We start from the raw sequence: 22,375 nt of genomic DNA, 5'->3' as shown, positions 1-22,375 counted from the left end.
GAAGGGGGACGCCTTCCGGCCCGGCCGGGGCGCCGCACCCGGGGTGCCCGACCCGGCCCCGCGATACGGAACGGTTCCGTATCGAAAGGCGTACGCTGACGGACATGGCCCCCTCCCCGAGCCGCTCCGGCGACCCGCGCCCCGGCCGCACCGACGCGACCGTGCACCGCCGCCGCTGGGTGATCCTCTCCGTGCTCATGCTCAGCCTGCTGATCGTGGTGCTGGACAACTCCATCCTCAACGTCGCGATGAAGACCATCGCGACCCCCGCGCCCGCCGGTCTGGGCGCCACCCAGAGCGAGCTGGAGTGGGCGATCAACGCCTACACGCTGGTCTTCGCCGGGCTGCTGTTCACCTCGGGGCTGCTCGGCGACCGCCTCGGCCGCAAGAAGGTGCTGCTGTTCGGCCTCGCGGTGTTCGGCGCCGGGTCGGTGCTCGCCGCGTTCGCCGCCACCCCCGTCGAGCTGATCGCCTTCCGCGCGCTGATGGGCCTGGGCGGCGCCTTCGTGATGCCCGCGACCCTCGCCATCTTGATGAACGTCTTCGAGCGCGAGGAGCAGCCCAGGGCGATCGGGATCTGGGCGGGCGGCGTGGGCCTGGCCATCGCCGTCGGGCCGATCGCCGGCGGCCTGCTGCTCGACCGCTTCTGGTGGGGCTCGGTCTTCCTGATCAACGTCCCCGTGGTGCTGATCGCCCTGGTCGCGATGGTCTTCCTGGTGCCCGACTCCCGCGACCCGGCGCCCGGCCGCCTCGACCCGGTCGGCGTCGCGCTCTCCGTCGTCGGCCTGGTCCTGCTGATCTACGGCATCATCAAGGGCGGCCAGCTCGCCGACTTCACCGCCCCCGAGGTGGTCTCCACCGTCCTCGGCGGTCTCGCCGTCCTCGCGGCCTTCGTCGTCCACCAAAAGCGCAGCGACCACCCGTCCATCGACATCGGCTACTTCCGCAACCCGGCCTTCTCCGCCGCCGTCACCGCCATGGCGCTGGTCTTCTTCGCGCTGACGGGCGTCACCTTCTTCATCGTCTTCTACGTGCAGAGCGTGCGCGGCTACTCCCCGCTGGAGTCGGGGACGCTGATCCTGCCGCTGGCCGCCGCGCAGGTGATCTTCGCGCCGCGCGCCCGGCACGTCGTCGCCCGCTTCGGCGCCCGCGCGGTGTGCACCGCCGGGATGCTCACCGTCGCCGTCACCATGGCCGGACTGCTGGTGCTCGACGTCTCCACCCCGATGTGGCTGATGGAAGTGATCTTCTTCCTCCAGGGCACCGGCATGGCGCACATCATGCCGCCGGTCACCGTCTCGGTCATGCAGGCGCTGCCCCGCGAGAAGGCCGGCTCCGGATCGGCGCTCAACAACACCTTCCGGCAGGTCGGCGGCACCCTCGGCGTCGCGGTCCTCGGCTCGGTGCTCTCCACCACCTACCGCGACGCCGTCAAGGGCGCCCTCGACGCCGTCCCCGCTCTCCCCGGGCCGGTGCGGCACGCCGCCGGCGAGTCCATCGAGGCCACCCTCGGCGTCGCCGCCCGGCTGGGCCCCGCCGGACAGCCCCTGGTGAGTGCCGCGCAGGACGCCTTCGTCCACGCCATGCACCTCACCGCGCTCGTCGCGTCCGGCATCGCGCTGATCGGCGCCGTGATGGTCGCGGTGTTCCTGCCCGGCCGCCCGGCGACCGCCGCACCCGTCGCCGCCCCGCGCCCGGACGAGACCGAACGGGCCCCGAAATGACCGGCCCGAGCGCGCCCGGCGGCCCGTCCGTCCCGGAGGCGGCGGGGGACGGGCGCCGCGGCCGGCCCCGCTCCGCCGCGGCGGACACCGCCATCGTCGAGGCGGTGCTGCGCCTGATCGAGGAGGGCGCCTCCATCGGCGAGCTGTCCATGGAGGGCATCGCGCGCGCCGCCGGCGTCGGCAAGGCCACGCTCTACCGCCGCTGGCCCGGCAAGAACGCCCTGCTCCTGGACGTCGTCCGGTCCCTGGACGACGACCTCCCCCCGGCGCCCGGCGTCTCGGTCCGCGACGACCTCGTCGCCCTGCTGGAGCATCTGCGCCGCCGCGGCCTGGCCAAGCGCCACTCCGCGGTGCTGCGCACCGTCCTCACCCACGTCCAGGCGCAGCCGGACGTCTGGCGCGAGTACCACGAGACGGTCATACGGGCCCGCCGCGAGGCGGTGCACGCCGTGCTGCGGCGCGGGATGGCGCGGGGCGAGATCCGCGCCGACCGCGAGGTCGAGGTGCTCGCCGATCTCTTCGTCGGCCCGATGCTGGCGCGCGCCCTGATCGACGAGCGCACGGCGCTGCCCGAGGGGCTCGCCGAGCAGATCGTCGACACGGTGCTCGAAGGGGTGCGCCCGCGCCCCTGACGACGGCGCCCGGACCGCGCGGGGGCGCCCGGAGCGGTGCCGCGCGCCGGGGCGGACGGCCGCATGTGCCCGTTGTGTCACAGGATGCGGTGCGGCGGCCGCGGCCGGAACTTTCCGCCGTGGGCACCTCGTCACTAGGGGTGGAAAGGCACCGCCCCGCGATCACCTAGGGTCGGTGGGCGGAGTCGAGGCCGCGGCGGATTCAGAGCAGTGAGGGAAGCGGAATGGCGCAGGCGTACATGACGGAGCCGGAGCAGGGGCCGGGCCCTGAACGGACCGGTTCCCGGGCCGAGCGTCTGCGCAGATGGTGGGGGCCGGAGCGGATGTGGCGGCGCGGCATCGTCCTCGGGGTGCTGGCCGTGGCGCTCGGCCTGCTGATGCTGCTGCACGCCAAGGTCCCCAACTCCGTGGGCAACCTCGGCAGCCTGCTGGAGACGTTCCTGCCGTGGGCGGGCCTGGGCATCCCGCTGCTGCTCCTGCTGGCGGTCCTGCGCCGCTCGGCGACCGCGCTGGTCGCCCTGGTGCTGCCGGTCTTCGCCTGGGCCAACCTCTTCGGCGGCCAGCTCACGAGCAAGGCGGGCACCGGCGGCGACCTGACGTTCGTCACCCACAACGTCGACGCGGCCAACCCGGACCCCGCGGGCACCGCCCGCGACCTCGTCGCCGCCGACGCGGACGTCATCGCCCTGGAGGAGGTCACGGCCAAGGCGCTGCCCGCCTACACCAAGGGCCTGGCGGCGGCGTATCCGTACCACGCGGTCAAGGGCACCGTCGGCCTGTGGAGCAAGCGGCCGCTGTCCGACGCGGCGTCGGTGCCGATCAAGATGGGGTGGACGCGGGCGCTGCGCGCCACGCTCACCGCCCCGGACGGCGAGAAGATCGCGGTGTACGTCGCGCATCTGCCCTCGGTGCGGGTCAAGGTCAAGGCGGGCTTCACCGCCAGCCAGCGCGACGCCAGCGCCGCCGCGCTCGGCAAGGCCGTCTCGGAGGAGCCGCTGAGCCGCGTGGTCCTCCTCGGCGACCTCAACGGCACGATGAACGACCGGTCGCTGGCGCCGGTCACCTCCCAGATGCGCTCGGCGCAGGGCGCGGCGGGCGACGGCTTCGGCTTCACCTGGCCGCAGTCGTTCCCGATGGCCCGCATCGACCAGATCATGACCCGGGGCCTGGAGCCGGTGGCCGCCTGGACGCTGCCCGCCACCGGAAGCGACCACCTGCCGATCGCCGCCTCGCTCAACCTCACGGGCGGCTCCTGACTCAACCGGCCGACCGGCCACCGGAGCGGGCGGAACGGCGACGTTCCGCCCGCTCCGGCGTGTCCGGGGCCCTGCGGGAGCGCGGGGCACGGCGGACAGCCCGGGCCCCGTGTTCCCGTACGGGACGGCTCCGCGGCGCCCTTCCGCCGTGCGCAACGGCACACCCCGAGGTCACACCGTCGTCACCCGGCGGAATTCCGGACCTGCCAGACTTTGTTCCGTCCTCGAACATAGGGCGGCGGCGCCGAGGCGACCCGGCGGCGCCCGCACGGACACCCCGCACCCGTCGCCCGCCTCGCGCATCGCTCCGAAAGGTCTCCCATGCCCTTGGCTCTGCTCGCGCTCGCGATCTCGGCCTTCGGAATAGGCACCACAGAGTTCGTGATGATGGGCCTGCTGCCCAACGTCGCGGACGATCTGGGCACCTCCGTGCCCACCGCCGGCTACCTCGTCTCCGCCTATGCGCTCGGCGTCGTGATCGGCGCCCCGCTGCTGACCGCGCTCGGCTCCCGCGTCCCCCGCAAGCCGATGCTGGTGGCGCTGATGGCGCTCTTCACCGCCGGCAACCTCGCCTCCGCGCTCGCCACCGACTTCCCGCTGCTGGTCGCCGGGCGGCTGCTCGCGGGGCTGCCGCACGGCGCGTTCTTCGGCGTCGGCGCGGTGGTCGCCGCCCGGCTGGTGCGCGAGGGGCGGCAGGCGCGCGCCGTCGCCACGATGTTCCTCGGCCTGACCGTCGCCAACATCGTGGGCGTGCCCGCCGCGACCCTCCTCGGCCAGCACCTCGGCTGGCGCGCCACCTTCCTCGTCGTCGCGGGCATCGGCCTCGTCGCGATGGCCGCGCTGGCCCGGCTGGTGCCGCCGCTGCCCGCCGGGGAGCGCACCGGGCTCGGCCGCGAGCTGCGCGCCCTCGCCGGGCGGCAGGTGCTGCTCGGCCTGCTCACCACGGTCCTCGGCTTCGCCGGCGTCTTCGCCTTCTACAGCTATCTCGCCTCGGTGCTGACCAAGGTCACCGGCTTCTCCGAGACCTCCGTGACCGTCGTCCTCGCCCTCTTCGGAATCGGCATGACGCTCGGCGCCCTCGCCGCCGGACCGCTCACCGACCGCGCGCTGCGCCCCACCCTCTACGGTTCGCTGGCCGCCCTCGCCGCAGTCCTCGCGCTCTTCCCGCTGGCCGCGCCGCACAAGCCGCTGGTGCTGGCCGCCGTTGTCCTGATCGGCGCCGTCGGCTTCATGACCACCACACCGCTCCAGATGCTGGTGATGGAGAAGGCGCAGGGCGCGCCGACGCTGGCCGCCGCGTCCAACCAGTCGGCGTTCAACCTCGCCAACGCCGGCGGCGCCTGGGCCGGCGGCCTGGCCCTGTCGGCGCGCTGGGGCTGGACGTCGCCCGCCCTCGTCGGCGCGGTGCTGGCCGCCGCGGGCCTGGCCGTCGCCGTCACCGCCGGACTCCTGGACCGTACGGAGGGCGACGCCTCCCGGGTGGTGGCCCGCGGCGGCGCCCCGGAGGAGCGGTCGGCGCAGGCAGCGGCTCCCGCCGACCGTCAGGGCTGACTCAGGCGCCCTCCCGCCACAGGTTGGTGACCGGCAGCCGGCGGTCCTTGCCGAAGCCCTTCGCGGAGATCTTGGTGCCCGGCGGGTACTGCCGCCGCTTGTACTCCGCCGCGTCCACCATCCGCAGCACCCGCACCACGAGATCGTCGTCGAACCCCTCGGCGACGATCTCGGCCCGCCCCCGGTCCCCGTCGACGTAGAGCGCGAGAATCCGGTCGAGGACGGCGTAGTCGGGCAGCGTGTCGGTGTCGAGCTGGCCGGGGCGCAGTTCGGCGCTGGGCGGTTTGGTGAGGGTGTGCTCCGGGATCGGCGGGGCCGTGCCGCGGTCCGCGGCGGCGGCGTTGCGCCAGCGGGCCAGCGCGTAGACGTCGCTCTTGTAGACGTCCTTGATCGGCCCGAACGCGCCGACGGAGTCGCCGTAGAGCGTGGAGTAGCCGCAGGCCAGCTCGGATTTGTTGCCGGGCGCCAGCACGAGGTGGCCCTCCTGGTTGGCGAGCGCCATCAGCGTGGTGCCGCGCACCCGCGACTGGAGGTTCTCCTCGGCCGTCCCGGTCAGCTCCAGCGCGCTCATGTACGCGTCGACCATCGGCCCGATCGGCACCGTACGGAACGCCAGCCCGGTGCGGCGGGCCAGCTCGGCGGCGTCGGTGAGCGAGTGCTCGGAGGAGTACGCGGACGGCATCGCGATGCCGTGGACGTGGCGGGCGCCCAGCGCGTCGCAGGCGAGCGCGGCCACCAGCGCCGAGTCGATACCGCCGGACAGTCCCAGCACCACGCTGCGGAAACCGTTCTTGGTGACGTACGCCCGCACCCCGGTGACCAGCGCGGTGTAGATCTCCGCCAGATCCTCCAGCCGGTCCGCCGCACCGCCCGCCGGCTGCGGGGGATAGGCGGGCAGCGGGTCGGCGGAGAGCGTGACGTGGTCGATGCGCAGCCCGTCGTCGACGGTGCCGGAGGGCGGCTCGGCGGCGGCCGCGGGCAGTTCCAGATCGACCAGGAGACACTCCTCGGCGAACTGCGCGGCCCGCGCCAGGACCCGGCCGCCGGCGGTGACGACCAGCGAGTCGCCGTCGAAGACCAGCTCGTCCTGGCCGCCGGTCATCGCCAGGTACGCGGTGGTGCACCCGGCCTCCCGGGCCCGGCGGCGCACCAGCTCCAGGCGGGTGTCGTCCTTGTGCCGCTCGTAGGGGGAGGCGTTGAGGGAGAGCAGCAGTCCGGCTCCGGCGGCGCGGGCGGCGGGGACCCGGCCGCCGTCCTGCCAGAGGTCCTCGCAGATCGCCAGCGCCACATCGACGCCGTGCACCCGCACGACGGGCAGCGTGTCGCCGGGCACGAAGTACCGGAACTCGTCGAAGACGCCGTAGTTGGGCAGATGGTGCTTGGCGAAGCGCAGCGCGACGCGGCCGCGGTGCAGCACCGCCGCCGCGTTCTGCGGCGCCCCGGCGGGCCGTCCGTAGCGCGGCGCCTCCTGCGCGCCGCGGTCGAGGTACCCGACGACGACGGGGAGTTCGCCCAGCCCCTCGGCGGCCAGCCGCCCGGCCAGCTCCGCCAGCGCCGCCCGGCTCGCCTCGACGAACGACGGGCGCAGCGCGAGGTCCTCGACGGGGTAGCCGGTCAGCGCCATCTCGGGGAAGGCGACGAGGTGCGCGCCCTGCCGCGCGGCGTCCCGGGTCCGGCGGAGCAGCGCCTCGGCGTTGCGCGTGAGCGCGCCGACACAGGTGTCGATCTGGTTCAGGGCGACCCGGAGCTGAGGCACCCCACCATTTTATTCGTCCGCCGGGCGCGGCAGGGGTCGGGAAAGTTACGGATCCGGCGCCCGCGTTACGGGCGGATGACGGGGCGAGGACGCCCCGCCCGGCGGGGCGGCGGCGCCCCGTGCCCGCGCGGCCGCCGCCCCCAACTCCCTTACATCCAGGGGCTATTCGCGGTATCCGAGCACCGTCATCATCCCGCTCTCCGAGTGGTACACGTTGTGGCAGTGCAGCATCCACAGGCCCGGGTTGTCGGCGTCCAGATGGACCCGCACGGTGTGGCCCGGGCGCACGATGACGGTGTCCTTGCGCGCCCCGCCGTACGTCAGCTCGAAGGGGTGGCCGTGCAGATGCATCGGGTGCCACATCGGGGAGTGGTTGCGGAACACCAGCTCCACCCGCTCGCCCTCCCGGACGGGATAGCGCTGCGAGGACGTGTACGGCTTGCGGTTGATCGCCCAGTCGAAGCGGCGCATCGACCCGGTCAGCACCAGCTGATGGCGGCGGTCGACCTCGCGGTCGGGCAGCCGCGCCGACTCCCCGCAGTCCAGATCGAACGCGGTGACCAGCTTCCCGTCCAGCTCCCGGGGGCGGGCGCCGGGCCCGGGAGCCGCGCCGCCGCCGGTCCGCAGCAGGGCCTGGGCCAGGTGCTTCTTGCCCTCGGCGAGCGCGGTGAGCGGGAAGACGCCGTCCTTGGCGGTGACCAGCACGTCGTAGCGCTCGCTCATCCCGATCAGCAGCGTGTCGGTGTCGGCGTGCTCGACGGGGTGGCCGTCGGTGTGGGTGATGGTCATGGTGTGTCCGCCGAGCGCCACCCGGTAGGCGGTGTCGCCGCCCGCGTTGATGATGCGGATCCGGATGCGGTCGCCGGGCGCGGCGGCGAAGGTCTCCGGGTCGTCCGCGGTCCGCCCGTTGATCAGGTGGAGCGGGTAGTCGACGTTGCCCGCCTCGCCGCCGAGCAGATCGCTGTGGGAGCGCTCCAGCATCCGCGGCGGACCCTTCGGCTCCGGCGCGGCGGCCCGCATCTCGTGGCCGCTGCTCATGCCGTGGTTCAGCTCCTTGAGGATCGCGTCCGGATCCGAGCCGTCGACCCCGTCGACCCAGTCGTCGAGGACGACCACCCACTCCCTGTCGTACGCGAGCGGCTCCCGGGGATCCTCGATGATCAGCGGTCCGTACAGACCGCGGTCCTGCTGCACGCCGACGTGCGGGTGGTAGTAGTACGTGCCCGGCCGCTGCGTCATGAAGCGGTACGCGAAGGACTCCCCGGGCGCCACCGCGTCCTGGGTGATGCCGGGCACCCCGTCCATGTCGTTGCGCAGGGTCAGGCCGTGCCAGTGGACGGTGGTGGCGTGCGGCAGGTCGTTGGCGAAGTCGACCGCCAGCATGTCGCCGGCGCTCACCCGGATCTCCGGTCCGGTCAGCGCGCCTTCGTACGTCCAGGTGTTGACGGTGCGGGCGCCGAGCCGGACGGGGGCGGGCGTGGCGAGCAGGGACATCTGCCGCACCGGGCCGTTGCCCCGCCGCCGCTCCGTGTCGCGGACCCGGGAGCCGCCGGGGGTGACGTAGCCGGGCGGGACGCCGTCGGCGGCGGCCGCGGCGCCCTTGCCGTCGGCGCGCGCAGGGCGGGCGGCGGCGGTGTCGCCCGAGCCGAGCAGCCCGGCGGCGACGGCGGCGGCTCCCGCGCCGAGCAGTGCCCGCCGCCCGGGCTCGGCGGGGCGGGCGGACGGTTCGGTCTGGGGGCGGGAGGGGCGCTCAGGTCGCATGAAGTACCTCGGGGTGTCGGTGGGCGCACGGCCGGAGTGGCGGACGGGGACGGGACGGGGAGAGGCGTGCCGCAAAAGCGAATGAATGCGGACAAATCGCCGCCGGGAGGGTGGACGGAAGGACGGTGGGCGGGGTGTCGGGTGGGGGCCGGTGACGGCGCGCGGCGGGTCCGGCGGTCGGGTGGTGCCTCGCGGGGCACCTTACGACCTGGGGGGCGGGAATCCGCGGCGTCACGGCGCCCGCCACGGGCACCGCTCCTTCCTCCGGGGCTATCCGCCACTCCGGGTCGTTACCCCCACGGGGTATCGGCCGTTCGGTGGCGGTGCCGTACGGCGGCGAGGCCCGGAGCGGCCCGCGGGCTCCCCCGGGCACCGCCGCCGGACGGGCGGGAGAAACTCCGGGTGCGGCGGGCGGGGGAAACTCCCTGCCGGGCGGGCGGGAGAATCGGTGCCGGGCGGGAAGAAACCGAGCAGGGCGCGGCCGGGGGCGGTGCGAGACGGATGAGCGGGAGGCCGCGGATGAACCGCAGCAGGGGCAGCAGTCAGGGCAGCGGCAGCCGGGGGAGCGGCGGCCGCGGCGACACGTTCCCCGGCGGCGCGGACCGCGCGCCGGCCCGGCCCCGCGGCGCGGACCCCGCGGACGGCCCGGGCCCCGGCGCGCCGCCCGGCCGGATGCTGCGCGTCGACGGCGTGCCGCTGCACGTCCTCCAGGAGGGCACGGGCCCCGTCGTGGTGCTCTGCGGCGGCCTCGGCATGGCCTGGTTCGACTGGGAGGCGGTGGTGGCGCTGCTCGCCCCCGACCGCACCGTCGTCCGCTTCGACCGCCCGGGCCTGGGCCTGAGCGCGCCCGCACCGGGCCCGCCGACCGCCGCCGCCGAGGCCGACCGGATCGCCCATGTCCTCGATGCGCTCGGCCACCCGGGCCCGGCCACCGTCGTCGGCCACTCCATGGCCGCCTTCCACGCCGAGGCCTTCGCCCGGCTCCACCCGCACCGCTGCGCGGGCCTGGTCCTCGCCGACGGCAGCCTCGCCGACCCGGCCCGCCCGCTGCTGCCGCGCGCGGTCCGGCACGCCTGGGCGGGCGGTGTGGCGGGCGCCGCCTCCGCCGCCGGACTGCCCCGCGTCCTCGGCCCGGCCGGCCGCCGCCTCATCTCCCGCGCCGGGGCGCTCGGCCCGCACCCCGCGCACCCCTGGGAGCGCCCCACGTACCGCACCAGCCGGGTCGTGCGCGCCTGCGCGCTGGAGAACGCCGCCCACCCCTACCAGGCGGCGGAGGTGGCGGCGTTGCGCCCGGAGCGTGCGCTGCCACCCGTACCGGTGACGGTCCTCGCGGCGTACGGCGGCGGGGAGACGCCCCGTGAGCTGCGGTGGCTGGAGCGGCAGCGCGCGCTCGCCGCCGAGCTGGGTGGCCGGTTCGTGGTGGCCGCACCCGCCGGGCATCTGCTGATGGCCGATGCCCCGGACACCGTCGCCCGCGCCGTGCGCGAACTGTGACGGGGCGCGCCCCCGGCACCCCATGGGCGGGTCAACGGCGCCTTTCGGGGAGGTCAGGAGTGCGCCAAGCCGCCGGTTTGCCGTGCCGCGGCCCGTGACAGACGGCGCCCGCGCGCCCCACGCTGACCATGGCGGGCCCCTCGGGCGCGCCCCGGACGAGGCGGGCGACGGCCCGAGGACACGGCCGGGCGGTTCTGAATCAGGCCAAGGGTGCGTAATGTGACGGTAACCCCCGCGCGTGATACTGGTGTGCCACACGATGTGATCCCACATGTGTGGACGGGCTGATTGACCTGCAAGGATTGGTGAACCATGGACAAGCAGCAGGAGTTTGTGCTCCGCACGCTGGAGGAGCGTGACATCCGTTTCGTACGGCTGTGGTTCACCGATGTGCTCGGGTTCCTGAAGTCCGTGGCCGTCGCGCCCGCCGAGCTGGAGCAGGCCTTCGACGAGGGCATCGGCTTCGACGGCTCCGCCATCGAGGGCTTCGCCCGGGTCTACGAGTCCGACATGATCGCCAAGCCGGATCCGGGCACCTTCCAGATCCTGCCCTGGCGCGCCGAAGGCCCCGGCACCGCCCGGATGTTCTGCGACATCCTGATGCCCGACGGCTCTCCCTCGTACGCCGACCCGCGCTATGTCCTCAAGCGCATCCTGGCGAAGACCTCCGACCTCGGCTTCACCTTCTACACCCACCCCGAGATCGAGTTCTTCCTGCTCAAGGACAAGCCGGTGGACGGCCGCCGGCCCACCCCCGGCGACTCCTCCGGCTACTTCGACCACACCCCGCAGAACGTCGGCATGGACTTCCGCCGGCAGGCGATCACGATGCTCGAATCGATGGGCATCTCCGTGGAGTTCAGCCACCACGAGGGCGCCCCGGGCCAGCAGGAGATCGACCTGCGGTACGCCGACGCGCTGTCGACCGCCGACAACATCATGACGTTCCGGCTGGTCATGAAGCAGGTGGCGCTGGAGCAGGGCGTGCAGGCGACGTTCATGCCCAAGCCGTTCTCCGAGTACCCCGGCTCCGGCATGCACACCCACCTCTCCCTCTTCGAGGGCGACCGCAACGCCTTCCACGAGTCCGGCGCCGAGTACCAACTCTCCAAGGTCGGCCGGTCGTTCATCGCCGGACTGCTCCGCCACGCCGGGGAGATCTCCGCCGTCACCAACCAGTGGGTCAACTCCTACAAGCGCATCTGGGGCGGCACCAACCGCACCGCGGGCGCCGGCGGCGAGGCCCCCTCGTACATCTGCTGGGGCCACAACAACCGCTCCGCGCTGATCCGGGTGCCGATGTACAAGCCCGGCAAGATGGGCTCCACCCGCGTCGAGGTCCGCTCCATCGACTCCGGCGCCAACCCGTATCTGACCTACGCGGTCCTCCTCGCCGCCGGACTCAAGGGCATCGAGGAGGGCTACGAGCTGCCGCCCGGCGCCGACGACGACGTCTGGGCGCTGACCGACGCCGAGCGCCGCGCGATGGGCATCGAGCCGCTGCCGCAGAACCTCGGCGAGGCCATCGACCTGATGGAGCGCAGCGAACTGGTCGCCGAGACCCTCGGCGAGCACGTCTTCGACTTCTTCCTGCGCAACAAGAAGCAGGAGTGGGAGGAGTACCGCTCCGAGGTCACCGCCTTCGAGCTGCGCAAGATGCTGCCGGTCCTGTAACCCGAATCCCGCCGTCGCCCGGCCCGGCGGCCGGGCGACCCTTGAGAGGCGCCCGCCCATGGCACAACCCGCTCCGCAGGGCCGGCGGAGCAGCACCCTCACCCGGCTGCTGCGACACGGTTTCACCGATCCGTCGGCCGCCGCCCGGCTGCTGCAGACGCCCGAACTCGCCCCCGTGCACGAGGACCCGGTGCTGCTGGAGGCGTTCGCCGCCGTCGCCGACCCGGATCAGGCGCTGCTCGGGCTGGTCCGGCTCGTCGAGGCGCAGGACGAGGCGGAGCGGCAGCGGCTGCTGGCCACGCTGGTCACCGCGAAGCCGCTGCGGGACCGGCTGCTGGGCGTCATGGGCACCTCCGAGGCGCTCGCCGACCACCTCGCCCGCCACCCCCGCGACTGGCGGTCGCTCACCGCGTACGAGGCGGCGGACCTGCACCCGGCCACCCCGGAGTTCGAGGAGGCGCTGGCCGAGGGCGTCTGGGGCGAGGAAGGCTGTGCGCTGCCGCGGCCGGACGCGCTGCGGATCGCCTACCGCCGCTGCCTGCTGGGCATCGCCGCGCGCGATGTGTGCGGCACCACCGACGTCAGCGAGGCCGCGGCGGAGCTGGCCGACCTGGCGACGGCGACCCTGCGCGCCGCCCTGCAGATCGCCTCCGAGGAGGCGCCGGGCGACGCCGCCGTCTGCCGGCTCGCCGTCATCGCGATGGGCAAGTGCGGCGGCCGGGAGCTGAACTACGTCTCGGACGTCGACGTCGTCTTCGTCGCGGAGGCCAAGGAGGGCACCGAGGAGGCGGCGGCGCTCCAGGCCGCGACCCGGCTGGCGGCGCGGCTGATGCGGGTCTGCTCGGACGTCACCGCCGAGGGCACCATCTGGCCGGTCGACGCCAACCTCCGGCCCGAGGGCCGCAACGGCCCGCTGGTCCGCACCCTCAGCAGCCACCTCGCCTACTACCAGCGCTGGGCCAAGACCTGGGAGTTCCAGGCGCTGCTCAAGGCCCGGCCGACGGCGGGCGACCCGGAGCTGGGCAAGGCGTACGTCGAAACCCTCGCCCCGCTGGTGTGGCAGGCGGCCGAGCGGGAGAACTTCGTCACCGACGTCCGGCAGATGCGGCGCCGGGTGGTCGCGGGCATCCCCGTCGCCGAGGTCGACCGGGAGCTGAAGCTCGGCCCCGGCGGGCTGCGGGACGTGGAGTTCGCCGTCCAGCTCCTCCAGCTGGTGCACGGCCGCAGCGACGCGACGCTGCGCAGCCCCACCACCCTCGACGCGCTGGCCGCGCTCGCCGCCGGCGGCTACGTCGGCCGCCAGGACGCCGCCGCCCTCGACGCCGCCTACCGCTTCCTGCGCACCCTGGAGCACCGCATCCAGCTCCAGCGGATGCGCCGCACCCATCTGATGCCCGAGGACGACGCCGACCTGCGGCGCCTGGCCCGCTCCCTGGGGCTGCGCACCGAGCCGGTCGACGCGCTGCGCGCCCAGTGGAAGTGGCACGCCCGCGAGGTGCGGCGGCTGCACGAGAAGCTGTTCTACCGGCCGCTGCTGGACGCCGTCGCCCATCTGGAGCCCGGCGAGACCCGGCTGTCGGCGAAGGCCGCGGGCCAGCGTCTGGAGGCGCTCGGCTACGCGGATCCGGTCGGGGCGCTGCGCCACATGGAGGCGCTGGCGTCCGGCGTGACCCGCAAGGCGGCGATCCAGCGGACGCTGCTGCCGGTGCTGCTCGGCTGGTTCGCCGACTCCGCCGACCCGGACGCCGGACTGCTGGGCTTCCGCAAGGTCTCCGACGCGCTCGGCAAGACCCCGTGGTACCTGCGGCTGCTGCGCGACGAGGGCGCCGCGGCCGAGAACCTCGCCCGGGTGCTGTCCGGCGGCCGCCTCGCCCCCGATCTGCTGCTGCGCGCGCCGGAGGCGGTGGCGCTGCTCGGCGCCCCGGACGGGCTGCGCCCGCGTGGCCGCCTCGCGCTGGAGCAGGAGGTGCTGGCGGCGGTCGGCCGCGCGGACGGCGCGGAGGCGGCGGTGGCCGCGGCCCGCGGGGTGCGCCGCCGCGAGCTGTTCCGCACCGCCGCCGCCGATCTGATCGGCGCGTACGGCACGGAGGACCACCCGGCCGAGGAGGACCACGGGCGGCTGCTGGACGCGGTGGGCTCCGCGGTCTCCGATCTGAACGCCGCGACGCTCGCCGGCGCGCTGCGCGCCGCCGTCCGCGAGAGCTGGGGCGACACCCTGCCGACCCGCTTCGCGGTGATCGGCATGGGCCGTTTCGGCGGCCACGAGCTGAGTTACGGCTCGGACGCCGATGTGCTCTTCGTCCACGAACCGCGCGAGGGCGCCGACGAGCAGGAGGCTGCCAAGGCCGCCCGCGCCGTCGCCAACGAGATGCGCCGGCTGCTCCAGCTCCCCTCCGCCGACCCGCCGTTGCCCATCGACGCGGACCTGCGCCCGGAGGGCCGCTCCGGTCCGCTGGTGCGCACCCTCGCCTCGTACGCGGCGTACTACCGGCGCTGGTCGCTGACGTGGGAGGCGCAGGCGCTGCTGCGCGCCGAACCGGTCGCCGGCGACGCCGAGCTGGGCCGCCGCTTCATCGAGCTGATCGATCCGCTGCGCTACCCGGTCGAGGGGCTGGGGGAGGACGCGGTCCGGGAGATCCGGCGGCTCAAGGCCCGGATGGAGTCCGAGCGGCTGCCCCGCGGCGCCGATCCGACCACCCACGCCAAGCTGGGCCGCGGCGGCCTGAGCGATGTGGAGTGGACGGTGCAGCTCTTCCAGCTGCAGCACGGCTGGGAGCTGCCGGGCCTGCGCACCACCCGCACCCGCGAGGCCCTGGCCGCGGCCCATCAGGCCGGACTGATCGGCACCGAGGAGGCCCAGATCCTGGACGAGGCGTGGGTGCTCGCCGCCCGCGTCCGCAACGGCGTGATGCTGGTCCGCGGCCGCCCCGGCGACACCTTCCCCGCCGACGCCCGCGAACTGGCCGCCGTCGGCCGCTACCTCGGCTACGAGGAGGGCCACGTCGGCGACATGCTCGACGACTACCGCCGCATCACCCGCCGCGCCCGCGCGGTGGTGGAGGAGGTCTTCTACGGGGCGTGAGCCTTGCGCGCGCCGCCGTGCGGGCAAGGGAAGGCCCCGGCCCGCACGCCGGAACGCGTGCGGGCCAGGGCCTCTGGCCGGTCAGGCGCCGGCCGGGAGCGGGGCCGCCGGGTCGAGCAGACCGGCCGCGCGCAGGTCGTGCCAGAACGCGGCGGGGATCTCCTCGCGCAGGGCGCCGAGGTCCTCGGCGATGCGGGAGGGGCGGGAGGCGCCGGGGATCGCGGCGGCGGTCACCGGGTGGGCGAGGACGAACTGCAGCGCCGCGGCCTTGATGGACACGCCGTGCCGGTCGGTCAGCTCCCGGATGCGCCGGACGGCCTCCACGATGTGCGCCGGGGCTTTCTGGTACTCGAAGTGGGTACCGCCGGCCAGCACACCGGAGCTGTACGGGCCGCCGACGATCATCTCGACGCCCTGCTCCCGTGCGGCGGGCAGCAGCCGCTGGAGCGCCTGGCCGTGGTCGAGCAGGGTGTAGCGCCCGGCCAGCAGGAAGCCGTCGGGGCGCGGCTCGTCCAGGGCGAGGGTCAGCTCGACGGGCTCGACGCGGTTGACGCCCAGGCCCCAGGCCTTGATGACGCCCTGGTCGCGCAGGTCGTCCAGGACGCGGAAGGCGCCGGTGCGGGCCTCCTCGAACTTCTCCAGCCACCCGTCGCCGTGGAAGTCCTGGGCGATGTCGTGGACCCAGACGATGTCGAGCCGGTCGGTGTTCAGCCGCTTGAGGCTGTCCTCGACGGAGCGCTTGGTGGCGTCGGCGGTGTAGTCGTCGGTCATCTTGTTGGGGCGGCCGTGTTCGAACAGGCCGGTCTTCTCGCCCATCTCGCGGGCGGCGGGGTCCTCGATCTCGTCGTGGATGACCCGGCCCACCTTCGTGGACAGCACGTAGGAGTCCCGCGGCTGCTGCGACAGCATCCGGCCGAGGCGGATCTCGGCCAGGCCCGCGCCGTAGGAGGGCGCGCTGTCGTAGTAGCGGATGCCCTGGTCCCAGGCGGCCTGGAGGGTGGCCTGCGCGTCGTCCTCGGGGATGGCGCGGAACATGTTGCCCATGGGGGCGGTGCCGAAGCCCAGCGAACCGGGCAGCAGGTGGGTGAGGCTCATCGGGAGCTCCCTTTCGTGCGGTCGTGCGTGGTGGCGAGCCGTTGGGCGCCTCCCCGTTTCACGCTTCCACGGACTTGCTTGCATACGAAGTTACTTGCATACGCTGGATAATGCAAGGGCGGGTTATGCGCGCCTTGCGGGCAGGCTTCGCGGCCGGGCTCCGCGGCCGGGAAACGCCCGCGGCCGGCCCTCCTCCCTTCGGAGGCGGACCGGCCGCGGGCCAGGGAAGCGCGTCCCTAGGGCAGGATCGAGTCCACGTAGCCGCCGTCGACGCGCAGCGCGCCGCCGGTGGTGGCGGAGGCGTACGGCGACGCGAGGTAGACCACCATGTGGGCGATCTCCTCGGGCTCGATGAGCCGCTGGATCAGGGACTGCGGGCGGTACTTGACCATGAACTCGCGCTGCGCCTCGTCCCAGGGCAGCTCGTCGCCGACCAGCTCGCGGACGAAGCCCTCGACGCCGCCGGTGTGGGTCGGCCCGGCGATGACGGAGTTGACGGTGACGCCGGTGCCCGCGGCGTCCTTGGCGAAGCCGCGGCCCACCGCGAGCAGCGAGGTCTTCGTCATCCCGTAGTGGATCATCTCGGCGGGGATCACCACGGCCGAGTCGCTGGCGAGGTTGAGGACGCGCCCCCAGCCCCGCTCCTTCATCCCCGGCAGGTACGCGCGGATGAGCCGGACCGCGGAGAGGACGTTGACCTCGAAGTAGCGGCGCCACTCGGCGTCGTCGATCTCCAGGGGCGGCGCGGAGCCGAAGATGCCCAGGTTGTTGACGAGGATGTCCACGTCCGGCGCGCTCGCCAGCACGGCCTTGGCGCCCTCCTCCGTGGCCAGGTCGCCGACGGCGCCGGTGACGTCGTCGCTGCCGGACTCGTCCTGCACGCTGCGGACGGCCTCGGCGACGCGCTCCGCGCCGCGCCCGTTGACGACGACGCTCGCTCCCGCGCGGGCGAGGCCGACGGCGATGGCGTGGCCGATGCCCTGGGTGGAGCCGGTGACCAGCGCGGTGCGGTCGGACAGATCGATCTGCATGAGGCGTTCCCCTCGTCGAGGTGGTGGAACTGCTGGGATCGGGTGGGCGCCCGGCAGCGCCCGTCCGCGGGGGACGGGCGCTGCCGGGCGGCGCCGGGTCAGTTGAGGGTGTCGGGGTCCGGGCCGGTGCGCAGGCCCCGGTCGAGCCCGGCGAGGTCGGCCATCTCGGCGTCGGTCAGCGTGAAGCCGAAGACGTCGAGGTTCTGCCGGATGCGCGCGGGGGTGACGGACTTGGGGATCACGATGTTGCCGAGCTGGAGGTGCCAGCGCAGCACGGTCTGGGCCGGGGTTACGCCGTGTGCCGCGGCGATTCGCACGATCGCCTCGTCCTGGAGGACCGCGCCCTGGGCGAGCGGGCTCCACGCCTCGGTGGCGATGGAGTGCTCGGCGTGGAAGGCGCGCAGCTCGGCCTGCTGGAGGCCGGGGTGCAGCTCCACCTGGTTGACCGCCGGGGTGATGCCGGTGCGCTCCATGAGCCGCTGCAGGTGCGGGACCTGGAAGTTCGAGACGCCGATGGCCCGGGCGCGCCCGCTCGCCAGGATCTTCTCCAGCGCCTGGTAGGTCTCCACGTACAGGTCACGGGCCGGGGTGGGCCAGTGGATGAGGTAGAGGTCGACGTCGTCGAGGCCCAGCTTGTCCAGCGAGGCGTCGAACGCGGCCGGGGCGCGGCCCGCGCCCTGGTCCTCGTTCCACAGCTTGGTGGTGACGAACAGCTCCTCGCGGGCGAGGCCGGAGGCGGCCAGCGCCTTGCCGGTGCCGCGCTCGTTGCCGTAGATCGCGGCGGTGTCGATGCTGCGGTAGCCGGCCTCAAGGGCGGACGAGACCGCGGCGGTGGTCGCCTCGTCGGGGACCTGGAAGACGCCGAAGCCCAGCTGCGGCATGGTCACGCCGTTGTTGAGCGTCACGTTCGGGACGGAGGTCATCAGGGGTTCCTTTCGTGGGTGCCGTGGTGGCGGTGGGGGTGGTCGGCGGCGCGCCGGTGGCGGCCGCCGGCCGGGGGAGGGCCCGCGGGTGCGGGCACGGGGTCAGGAGCGGGCGGATCCCGCCGGGACCGGCTCGGCCGCCGCGTCGGGGCGCGCCGGGGCGGCGGCCGCCTTGGCGTCGGGGGAGCGCAGCTCCAGCCGGTGCGAGACGACGGCCAGCACCAGGGCGGCGGCGGCCAGGACGGCGCCGACGGCGTTGGGCGCCGCGTAGCCGAGGTGGGCGGAGATCACCAGGCCGCCGAGCCAGGCGGCGAGGGCGTTGCCCAGGTTGAAGGCGCCGATGTTGGCGGCCGAGGCGAGCGTCGGGGCGCCGTGGGCGTGGTCCAGGACGCGCTTTTGCAGCGGCGGGACGGTGGCGAAGCCGAGCGCGCCGATGAGGAAGACCGCCACGACGGCCGCGACCTTGCCGGAGGCCAGGAAGGTGAAGAGCAGCAGGACCACCGCCAGGCCGCCCAGCGCGGTGTAGAGCATCGGCATCAGCCTGCGGTCCGCGAACCGGCCGCCGAGGAGGTTGCCCACGACCATGCCGACGCCGAAGACCACCATCAGCCAGGTCACGGAGGACTCCGCGAAGCCGCTGACCTCGGTCATCATCGGTGCGATGTAGGTGATCGCGGCGAACACGCCGCCGAAGCCCAGGACCGTCATCGCCATCGCCAGGATGACCTGGCCGTTCTTGAAGGCGGCGACCTCGTGCCGCAGCCGCACGCCTTCCGGCTTGGGCACGTCGGGGACGAGCTTGGCCACGCCGGCCAGGCCCAGGACGCCGAGTGCGGCGACGAGCAGGAAGGTCACGCGCCAGCCGGCGCTCTGGCCGACGAAGGTGCCCACGGGCACGCCGACGACGTTGGCCACGGTCAGACCGGTGAACATCATGGAGATGGCGCCCGCCTTCTTCTCCGGCGCCACCAGCTCGGCGGCGACGACGGAGCCGATACCGAAGAACGCGCCGTGGGCCAGCGAGGCCACCACCCGGCCGATCAGCATGACGGCGAAGACCGGGGCGACGGCGGAGATCACGTTGCCGATGATGAACAGGCCCATCAGCAGCATGAGCATGTTCTTGCGGGAGATCTTGGTGCCGAGGACGGTCATGAGCGGCGCGCCGATCATGACACCGAGGGCGTAGCCGGTGACCAGGAATCCGGCCGTCGGCACCGAGACCCCGAGGTCCGCGCCGACCTGGGGCAGCAGCCCCATGATGACGAATTCCGTGGTGCCGATTCCGAAGGCCCCTATGGCCAGGGCCAGAAGTGCGAGCGGCATGACGAGGGTCCTTTGAGGTGCGGAGGGGAAAGCCGGGGAGGAGGCGCCGGAAGATGCGCGAGCGCCTTACATGCACTGACAATAGTTGCATGCGATGGCTAATGGCAAACGCGGGTATAGTGAAGTACGTGATACGGCGGCAGGCACCCTGCCGTCGCCTCCGCCCCGGACGACCCGACTGAGGGAGCTGCCCATGACCGCCACCGATCCGGCGATGACCGCACTGGCGCACAGCTGGTCGGCGCTCTCGCTGCTGCACGGACGTATCGAGAGCAGCGTCGAGCGGGCGCTGCAGGCCGAGCACCGGCTCAGCGCCCGTGAGTACTCGCTGCTGGACGTGTTGAGCCGCCAGCACGACGGTGAGGGCGGCCACCTCCAGATGCGGCAGGTCGCCGACGCCGTGGTGCTCAGCCAGAGCGCGACCACCCGGCTGGTGACCCGGCTGGAGGACCGCGGGCTGCTGGCGCGGTTCCTGTGCCCCACCGACCGCCGCGGCATCTACACCGACGTCAGCGAGGCCGGTCTGCGACTGCTGGAGGAGGCCCGCCCCACTCACAACACGGCGCTGCGGGAGGCCTTGGACCGGGCCGCCGGCGAGCCCGCGCTCGCCCCGTTGGTGACCGCCGTCGAGGAGCTGCAGGGCGAGGCCCGCCCGGTGTGACCCGCCGGGGCGCCCGGGCGTCCCGCGCGGCGGTCGATGCCGCCAACTTCCGTCATCGCGACGGGAGTTGGCGGCGTTTTCGTTATGCCGTCCCCTCCTGCGCGCCTGCCGCGCGCAGCGCCCGGACCCGGTCCATCACGCCCGTCAGGGAGAGTTCGAAGGCGGTGTCGGCGCGGTGCGGGCCCGCGTGGGCGACGGCGGCGGCGAGGCGCGGGGTGCCGGCCGGGTCGGCGACCTCCCACATCGTCTCGGGGGCGGCCAGGTCGAGGGCGGAGCCGAGGACGACGTTCTCCACGGCGACGATCACCGGGATCACCTCGGACGCGGCGAACCCGGCGGCCAGCAGCACCCCGCAGGCCCGCTCGTAGAGGGCCAGTACGCGCGGGGTGCGGACGGGGGAGGCGGTCAGCAGCGGGATGGTGCGCGGGTGGGCGGCGAACGCGGCGCGGTAGCTGCGGGCCCAGGCCTCCAGGGCCGCGTCCCACGGTGTGATCTCCAGCGCGGCGGCGTCGATGGCGGCGGCGACGTGCTCGCGCAGCAGCTCGATGACCCCGGCCCGGCCGTCCACGTGGTGGTAGACGGAGGCGGTGCGCACCCCCAGCTCCCGGGCGATCTGCGGCACGCTGAAATCGCCCTGTTCGTCCACGAGCCGCAGCGCCGTCCCGCCGATCCGTGCCCGGTCCAGCAGCGGTGTCCGCGGCCTCGCCATGTCGTCTTCTCCCGCCCGTGAGGTCTTCCCGAATCGTACGGGCGGGGGTTACGGTGCAAAAACCGAAAGGCTTTAGGTTAAATCCTTGCGGTCCCGTTGCCGTGCCCACCCCTCCCGCGCACCGGGCCGCCCTCCTCCTCCGCCGCAGAAGGGCACCCGCACGCCATGGCCGCACCCGCCACCACCCCGCCCCGCCCCGCACCACCCGGCGCCCCGGAGCCGGCGCTGCGCCGCGGCAGCCTCTCCGCCGCCGACATCGCCTTCTTCGTCATCTCCGCCGCCGCCCCGCTCACCGTCATGGCCGGGACCTCGCCCGTCGCCCTCGGCGCCGGCGGTCTCGGCGCCCCCGTCGGCTACCTCCTGGCCGGCGCCACCCTCGCCCTCTTCGCCGTCGGCTTCACCACCATGGCCCGGCACGTCCGCCACGGCGGCGGCTTCTACGCCTTCATCACCCGCGGCCTGGGCCGCCCCGCCGGATTCGGCGCCGCCACCCTCGCCCTCCTCGCGTACAACGGCATGCAGATCGGCGTCCACGGCCTGTTCGCCACCGCCACCCGGGACGCCCTGGAAGCCTTCTGGGGCGTGCACGTGCCCTGGCCGCCGCTGGCCTTCGCCGGGATCGCCGTCGTCTGGTACCTCGGCTTCCGCAGCATCGACTTCGGCGCCAAGGTCCTCGGCGTGCTGCTGGTCGCCGAGACCGGCATCCTCGTGCTGCTGGCCGGCGGCGTCCTGCTGCACGGCGGCGCGGCCGGCCTCGCCGCCGACTCCTTCACCCCCGCGCACGTCCTGGTGCCCGGCACCGGCGCCGTCCTCGCCTTCGCGTTCGCCGCCTTCACCGGCTTCGAGTCGACCGCGATCTACCGCCGCGAGGCCCGCGACCCGGCCCGCACCATCCCCCGCGCCACCTACGTCGCGGTCGCCTTCCTCGGCCTCTTCTACGCCTTCATCATCTGGATCATCGTCCAGGCGTACGGCCCCGGCCGCATCGTCGCCGCCGCCCTGCACGACCCGGCCGGTCTCTTCTTCTCCGCCACCACCCGCTACGTCGGCGCCTGGGCCGCCGACCTGATGCACGTCTTCATCGTGACCAGCATCGTCGCCTCCCAACTCGCCTTCCACAACGCCATCAACCGCTACGCGCTCTCCCTCGCCCAGGAGGGCGTGCTGCCCGCCGCCCTCGGCCGCGTCCACCCGCGCCACCGCTCCCCGTACGTCGCCGGAGACGCGCAGAGCGCCCTCGCCGTCCTCGTCGTCGCGGGGTTCGCGGTGGCCGGCGCCGATCCGTACCGGCAGCTGCTGCTCTGGATGAACACCCCCGGCATGCTGGGCCTGCTCGCCCTCCAGGCGCTCACCGCCGCCGCGGTGCCGCTCTTCTTCCGCCGCCGCACGCACGGCGAGGGCGTCTGGCGCACCCGCGTCGCGCCCCTCGCCGCCGCGGTCTTGATGACCGGCGCCCTCGGCCTCGTCATCTCCAAGATCGACCTGATGACGACCGCCCCGCTCGCCACCAACACCGTCCTGGTCCTCCTCGTCCCCGCCGCCTTCCTCCTCGGCCTGGCCCTCGCCCGCCGCCTGCGGCGCAGCCGCCCCGCCGTCTACGAAGGGTTCGCCGCCGAGCCCGCGCAGGACGGCGACGAGGACGCGGACGGCGCGGCGCCGGCCGCCCCCGCGACGGCCTCCGGAACCACCCGCCCCTGACA

16 protein-coding genes are annotated in these 22,375 nt (G+C 74.1%); 9 read left to right on the top strand and 7 right to left on the bottom strand.

The features are described from left to right. Window positions 1-104: 104 nt before the first annotated feature. From ABT345_RS02070 to ABT345_RS02055, 4 genes are all read left to right on the top strand, one after another. Window positions 105-1,724, top strand: coding sequence for a DHA2 family efflux MFS transporter permease subunit (locus ABT345_RS02070; RefSeq protein ID WP_345083561.1), 1,620 nt, complete (start codon window positions 105-107; stop codon window positions 1,722-1,724). Beyond that, window positions 1,721-2,356 carry a TetR/AcrR family transcriptional regulator gene (locus tag ABT345_RS02065; protein WP_345083559.1) on the top strand — a complete coding sequence of 212 codons (636 nt, stop codon included), beginning with the start codon at window positions 1,721-1,723 and terminating at the stop codon, window positions 2,354-2,356. The genes ABT345_RS02070 and ABT345_RS02065 overlap by 4 nt, the downstream gene beginning before the upstream one ends. A 323-nt stretch (window positions 2,357-2,679) precedes the next feature. Continuing rightward, window positions 2,680-3,612 carry an endonuclease/exonuclease/phosphatase family protein gene (locus tag ABT345_RS02060; protein WP_386460110.1) on the top strand — a complete coding sequence of 311 codons (933 nt, stop codon included), beginning with the start codon at window positions 2,680-2,682 and terminating at the stop codon, window positions 3,610-3,612. A 321-nt stretch (window positions 3,613-3,933) separates the two neighbouring features. Beyond that, entirely contained in the window at window positions 3,934-5,163 is a 1,230-nt protein-coding gene (locus ABT345_RS02055) for an MFS transporter (RefSeq protein WP_345083555.1), read from the top strand. A 1-nt stretch (window position 5,164) separates the two neighbouring features. Here the strand turns inward: ABT345_RS02055 and ABT345_RS02050 are convergent, their stop codons facing one another. Then, window positions 5,165-6,919 (bottom strand): NAD+ synthase, encoded by a 1,755-nt coding sequence (locus ABT345_RS02050; protein WP_345083553.1) that lies wholly within the window; start codon window positions 6,917-6,919, stop codon window positions 5,165-5,167. 162 nt (window positions 6,920-7,081) lie between these two features. Beyond that, window positions 7,082-8,680 (bottom strand): multicopper oxidase family protein, encoded by a 1,599-nt coding sequence (locus ABT345_RS02045; protein WP_345083551.1) that lies wholly within the window; start codon window positions 8,678-8,680, stop codon window positions 7,082-7,084. A 672-nt stretch (window positions 8,681-9,352) separates the two neighbouring features. Between ABT345_RS02045 and ABT345_RS02040 the strand changes: the two genes are divergently transcribed. The 3 genes from ABT345_RS02040 (at window position 9,353) to ABT345_RS02030 (ending at window position 14,930) form a co-directional block, all read left to right on the top strand. Next, window positions 9,353-10,174: an alpha/beta fold hydrolase gene (locus ABT345_RS02040; protein ID WP_345085061.1), complete on the top strand. Its 822-nt coding sequence runs from the start codon at window positions 9,353-9,355 to the stop codon at window positions 10,172-10,174. 312 nt (window positions 10,175-10,486) lie between these two features. Next, window positions 10,487-11,848 carry a gamma-glutamylpolyamine synthetase GlnA2 gene (gene glnA2 / locus ABT345_RS02035; protein WP_345083548.1) on the top strand — a complete coding sequence of 454 codons (1,362 nt, stop codon included), beginning with the start codon at window positions 10,487-10,489 and terminating at the stop codon, window positions 11,846-11,848. A gap of 58 nt (window positions 11,849-11,906) precedes the next feature. Beyond that, window positions 11,907-14,930 carry a bifunctional [glutamine synthetase] adenylyltransferase/[glutamine synthetase]-adenylyl-L-tyrosine phosphorylase gene (locus ABT345_RS02030; RefSeq protein WP_345083546.1) on the top strand — a complete coding sequence of 1,008 codons (3,024 nt, stop codon included), beginning with the start codon at window positions 11,907-11,909 and terminating at the stop codon, window positions 14,928-14,930. 81 nt (window positions 14,931-15,011) lie between these two features. On the opposite strand, the gene ABT345_RS02025 is transcribed toward ABT345_RS02030, so the two are convergent. The 4 genes from ABT345_RS02025 to ABT345_RS02010 all read right to left on the bottom strand — a co-directional run bounded on the left by ABT345_RS02025 (window position 15,012) and on the right by ABT345_RS02010 (window position 19,305). Then, the gene (locus tag ABT345_RS02025; RefSeq protein ID WP_345083544.1) at window positions 15,012-16,025 is read right to left on the bottom strand and encodes an aldo/keto reductase; all 1,014 of its coding nucleotides are present in this window, start codon (window positions 16,023-16,025) and stop codon (window positions 15,012-15,014) included. A 236-nt stretch (window positions 16,026-16,261) separates the two neighbouring features. Then, window positions 16,262-17,056 (bottom strand): SDR family NAD(P)-dependent oxidoreductase, encoded by a 795-nt coding sequence (locus ABT345_RS02020; protein WP_345083542.1) that lies wholly within the window; start codon window positions 17,054-17,056, stop codon window positions 16,262-16,264. A 98-nt stretch (window positions 17,057-17,154) separates the two neighbouring features. Beyond that, complete coding sequence (locus ABT345_RS02015) at window positions 17,155-17,979, bottom strand: aldo/keto reductase (RefSeq protein WP_345083540.1); 825 nt, start codon at window positions 17,977-17,979, stop codon at window positions 17,155-17,157. A gap of 102 nt (window positions 17,980-18,081) precedes the next feature. After that, window positions 18,082-19,305: an MFS transporter gene (locus ABT345_RS02010; protein ID WP_345083538.1), complete on the bottom strand. Its 1,224-nt coding sequence runs from the start codon at window positions 19,303-19,305 to the stop codon at window positions 18,082-18,084. Between the two features lie 193 nt (window positions 19,306-19,498). On the opposite strand from ABT345_RS02010, the gene ABT345_RS02005 reads away from it, so the two are divergent. Then, a complete protein-coding gene (locus ABT345_RS02005) occupies window positions 19,499-19,966 on the top strand; it encodes a MarR family winged helix-turn-helix transcriptional regulator (protein ID WP_345083536.1) in 468 nt (155 codons plus the stop codon). 82 nt (window positions 19,967-20,048) lie between these two features. Here ABT345_RS02005 and ABT345_RS02000 read toward each other — a convergent pair whose 3' ends face one another. Beyond that, complete coding sequence (locus tag ABT345_RS02000) at window positions 20,049-20,675, bottom strand: TetR/AcrR family transcriptional regulator C-terminal domain-containing protein (protein WP_345083534.1); 627 nt, start codon at window positions 20,673-20,675, stop codon at window positions 20,049-20,051. A 165-nt stretch (window positions 20,676-20,840) separates the two neighbouring features. Between ABT345_RS02000 and ABT345_RS01995 the strand changes: the two genes are divergently transcribed. Beyond that, window positions 20,841-22,373, top strand: a complete 1,533-nt coding sequence (locus tag ABT345_RS01995; RefSeq protein WP_345083532.1) for an APC family permease — start codon at window positions 20,841-20,843, stop codon at window positions 22,371-22,373. Window positions 22,374-22,375: the final 2 nt, after the last annotated feature.

Source organism: Streptomyces sp. NPDC000404 (genome assembly GCF_040300365.1).
Lineage (GTDB): Bacteria > Actinomycetota > Actinomycetes > Streptomycetales > Streptomycetaceae > Streptomyces > Streptomyces ramulosus.
The sequence above is the reverse complement of the archived record's forward strand: the minus strand, read 5'-3'. Positions and strand labels throughout refer to the sequence as shown.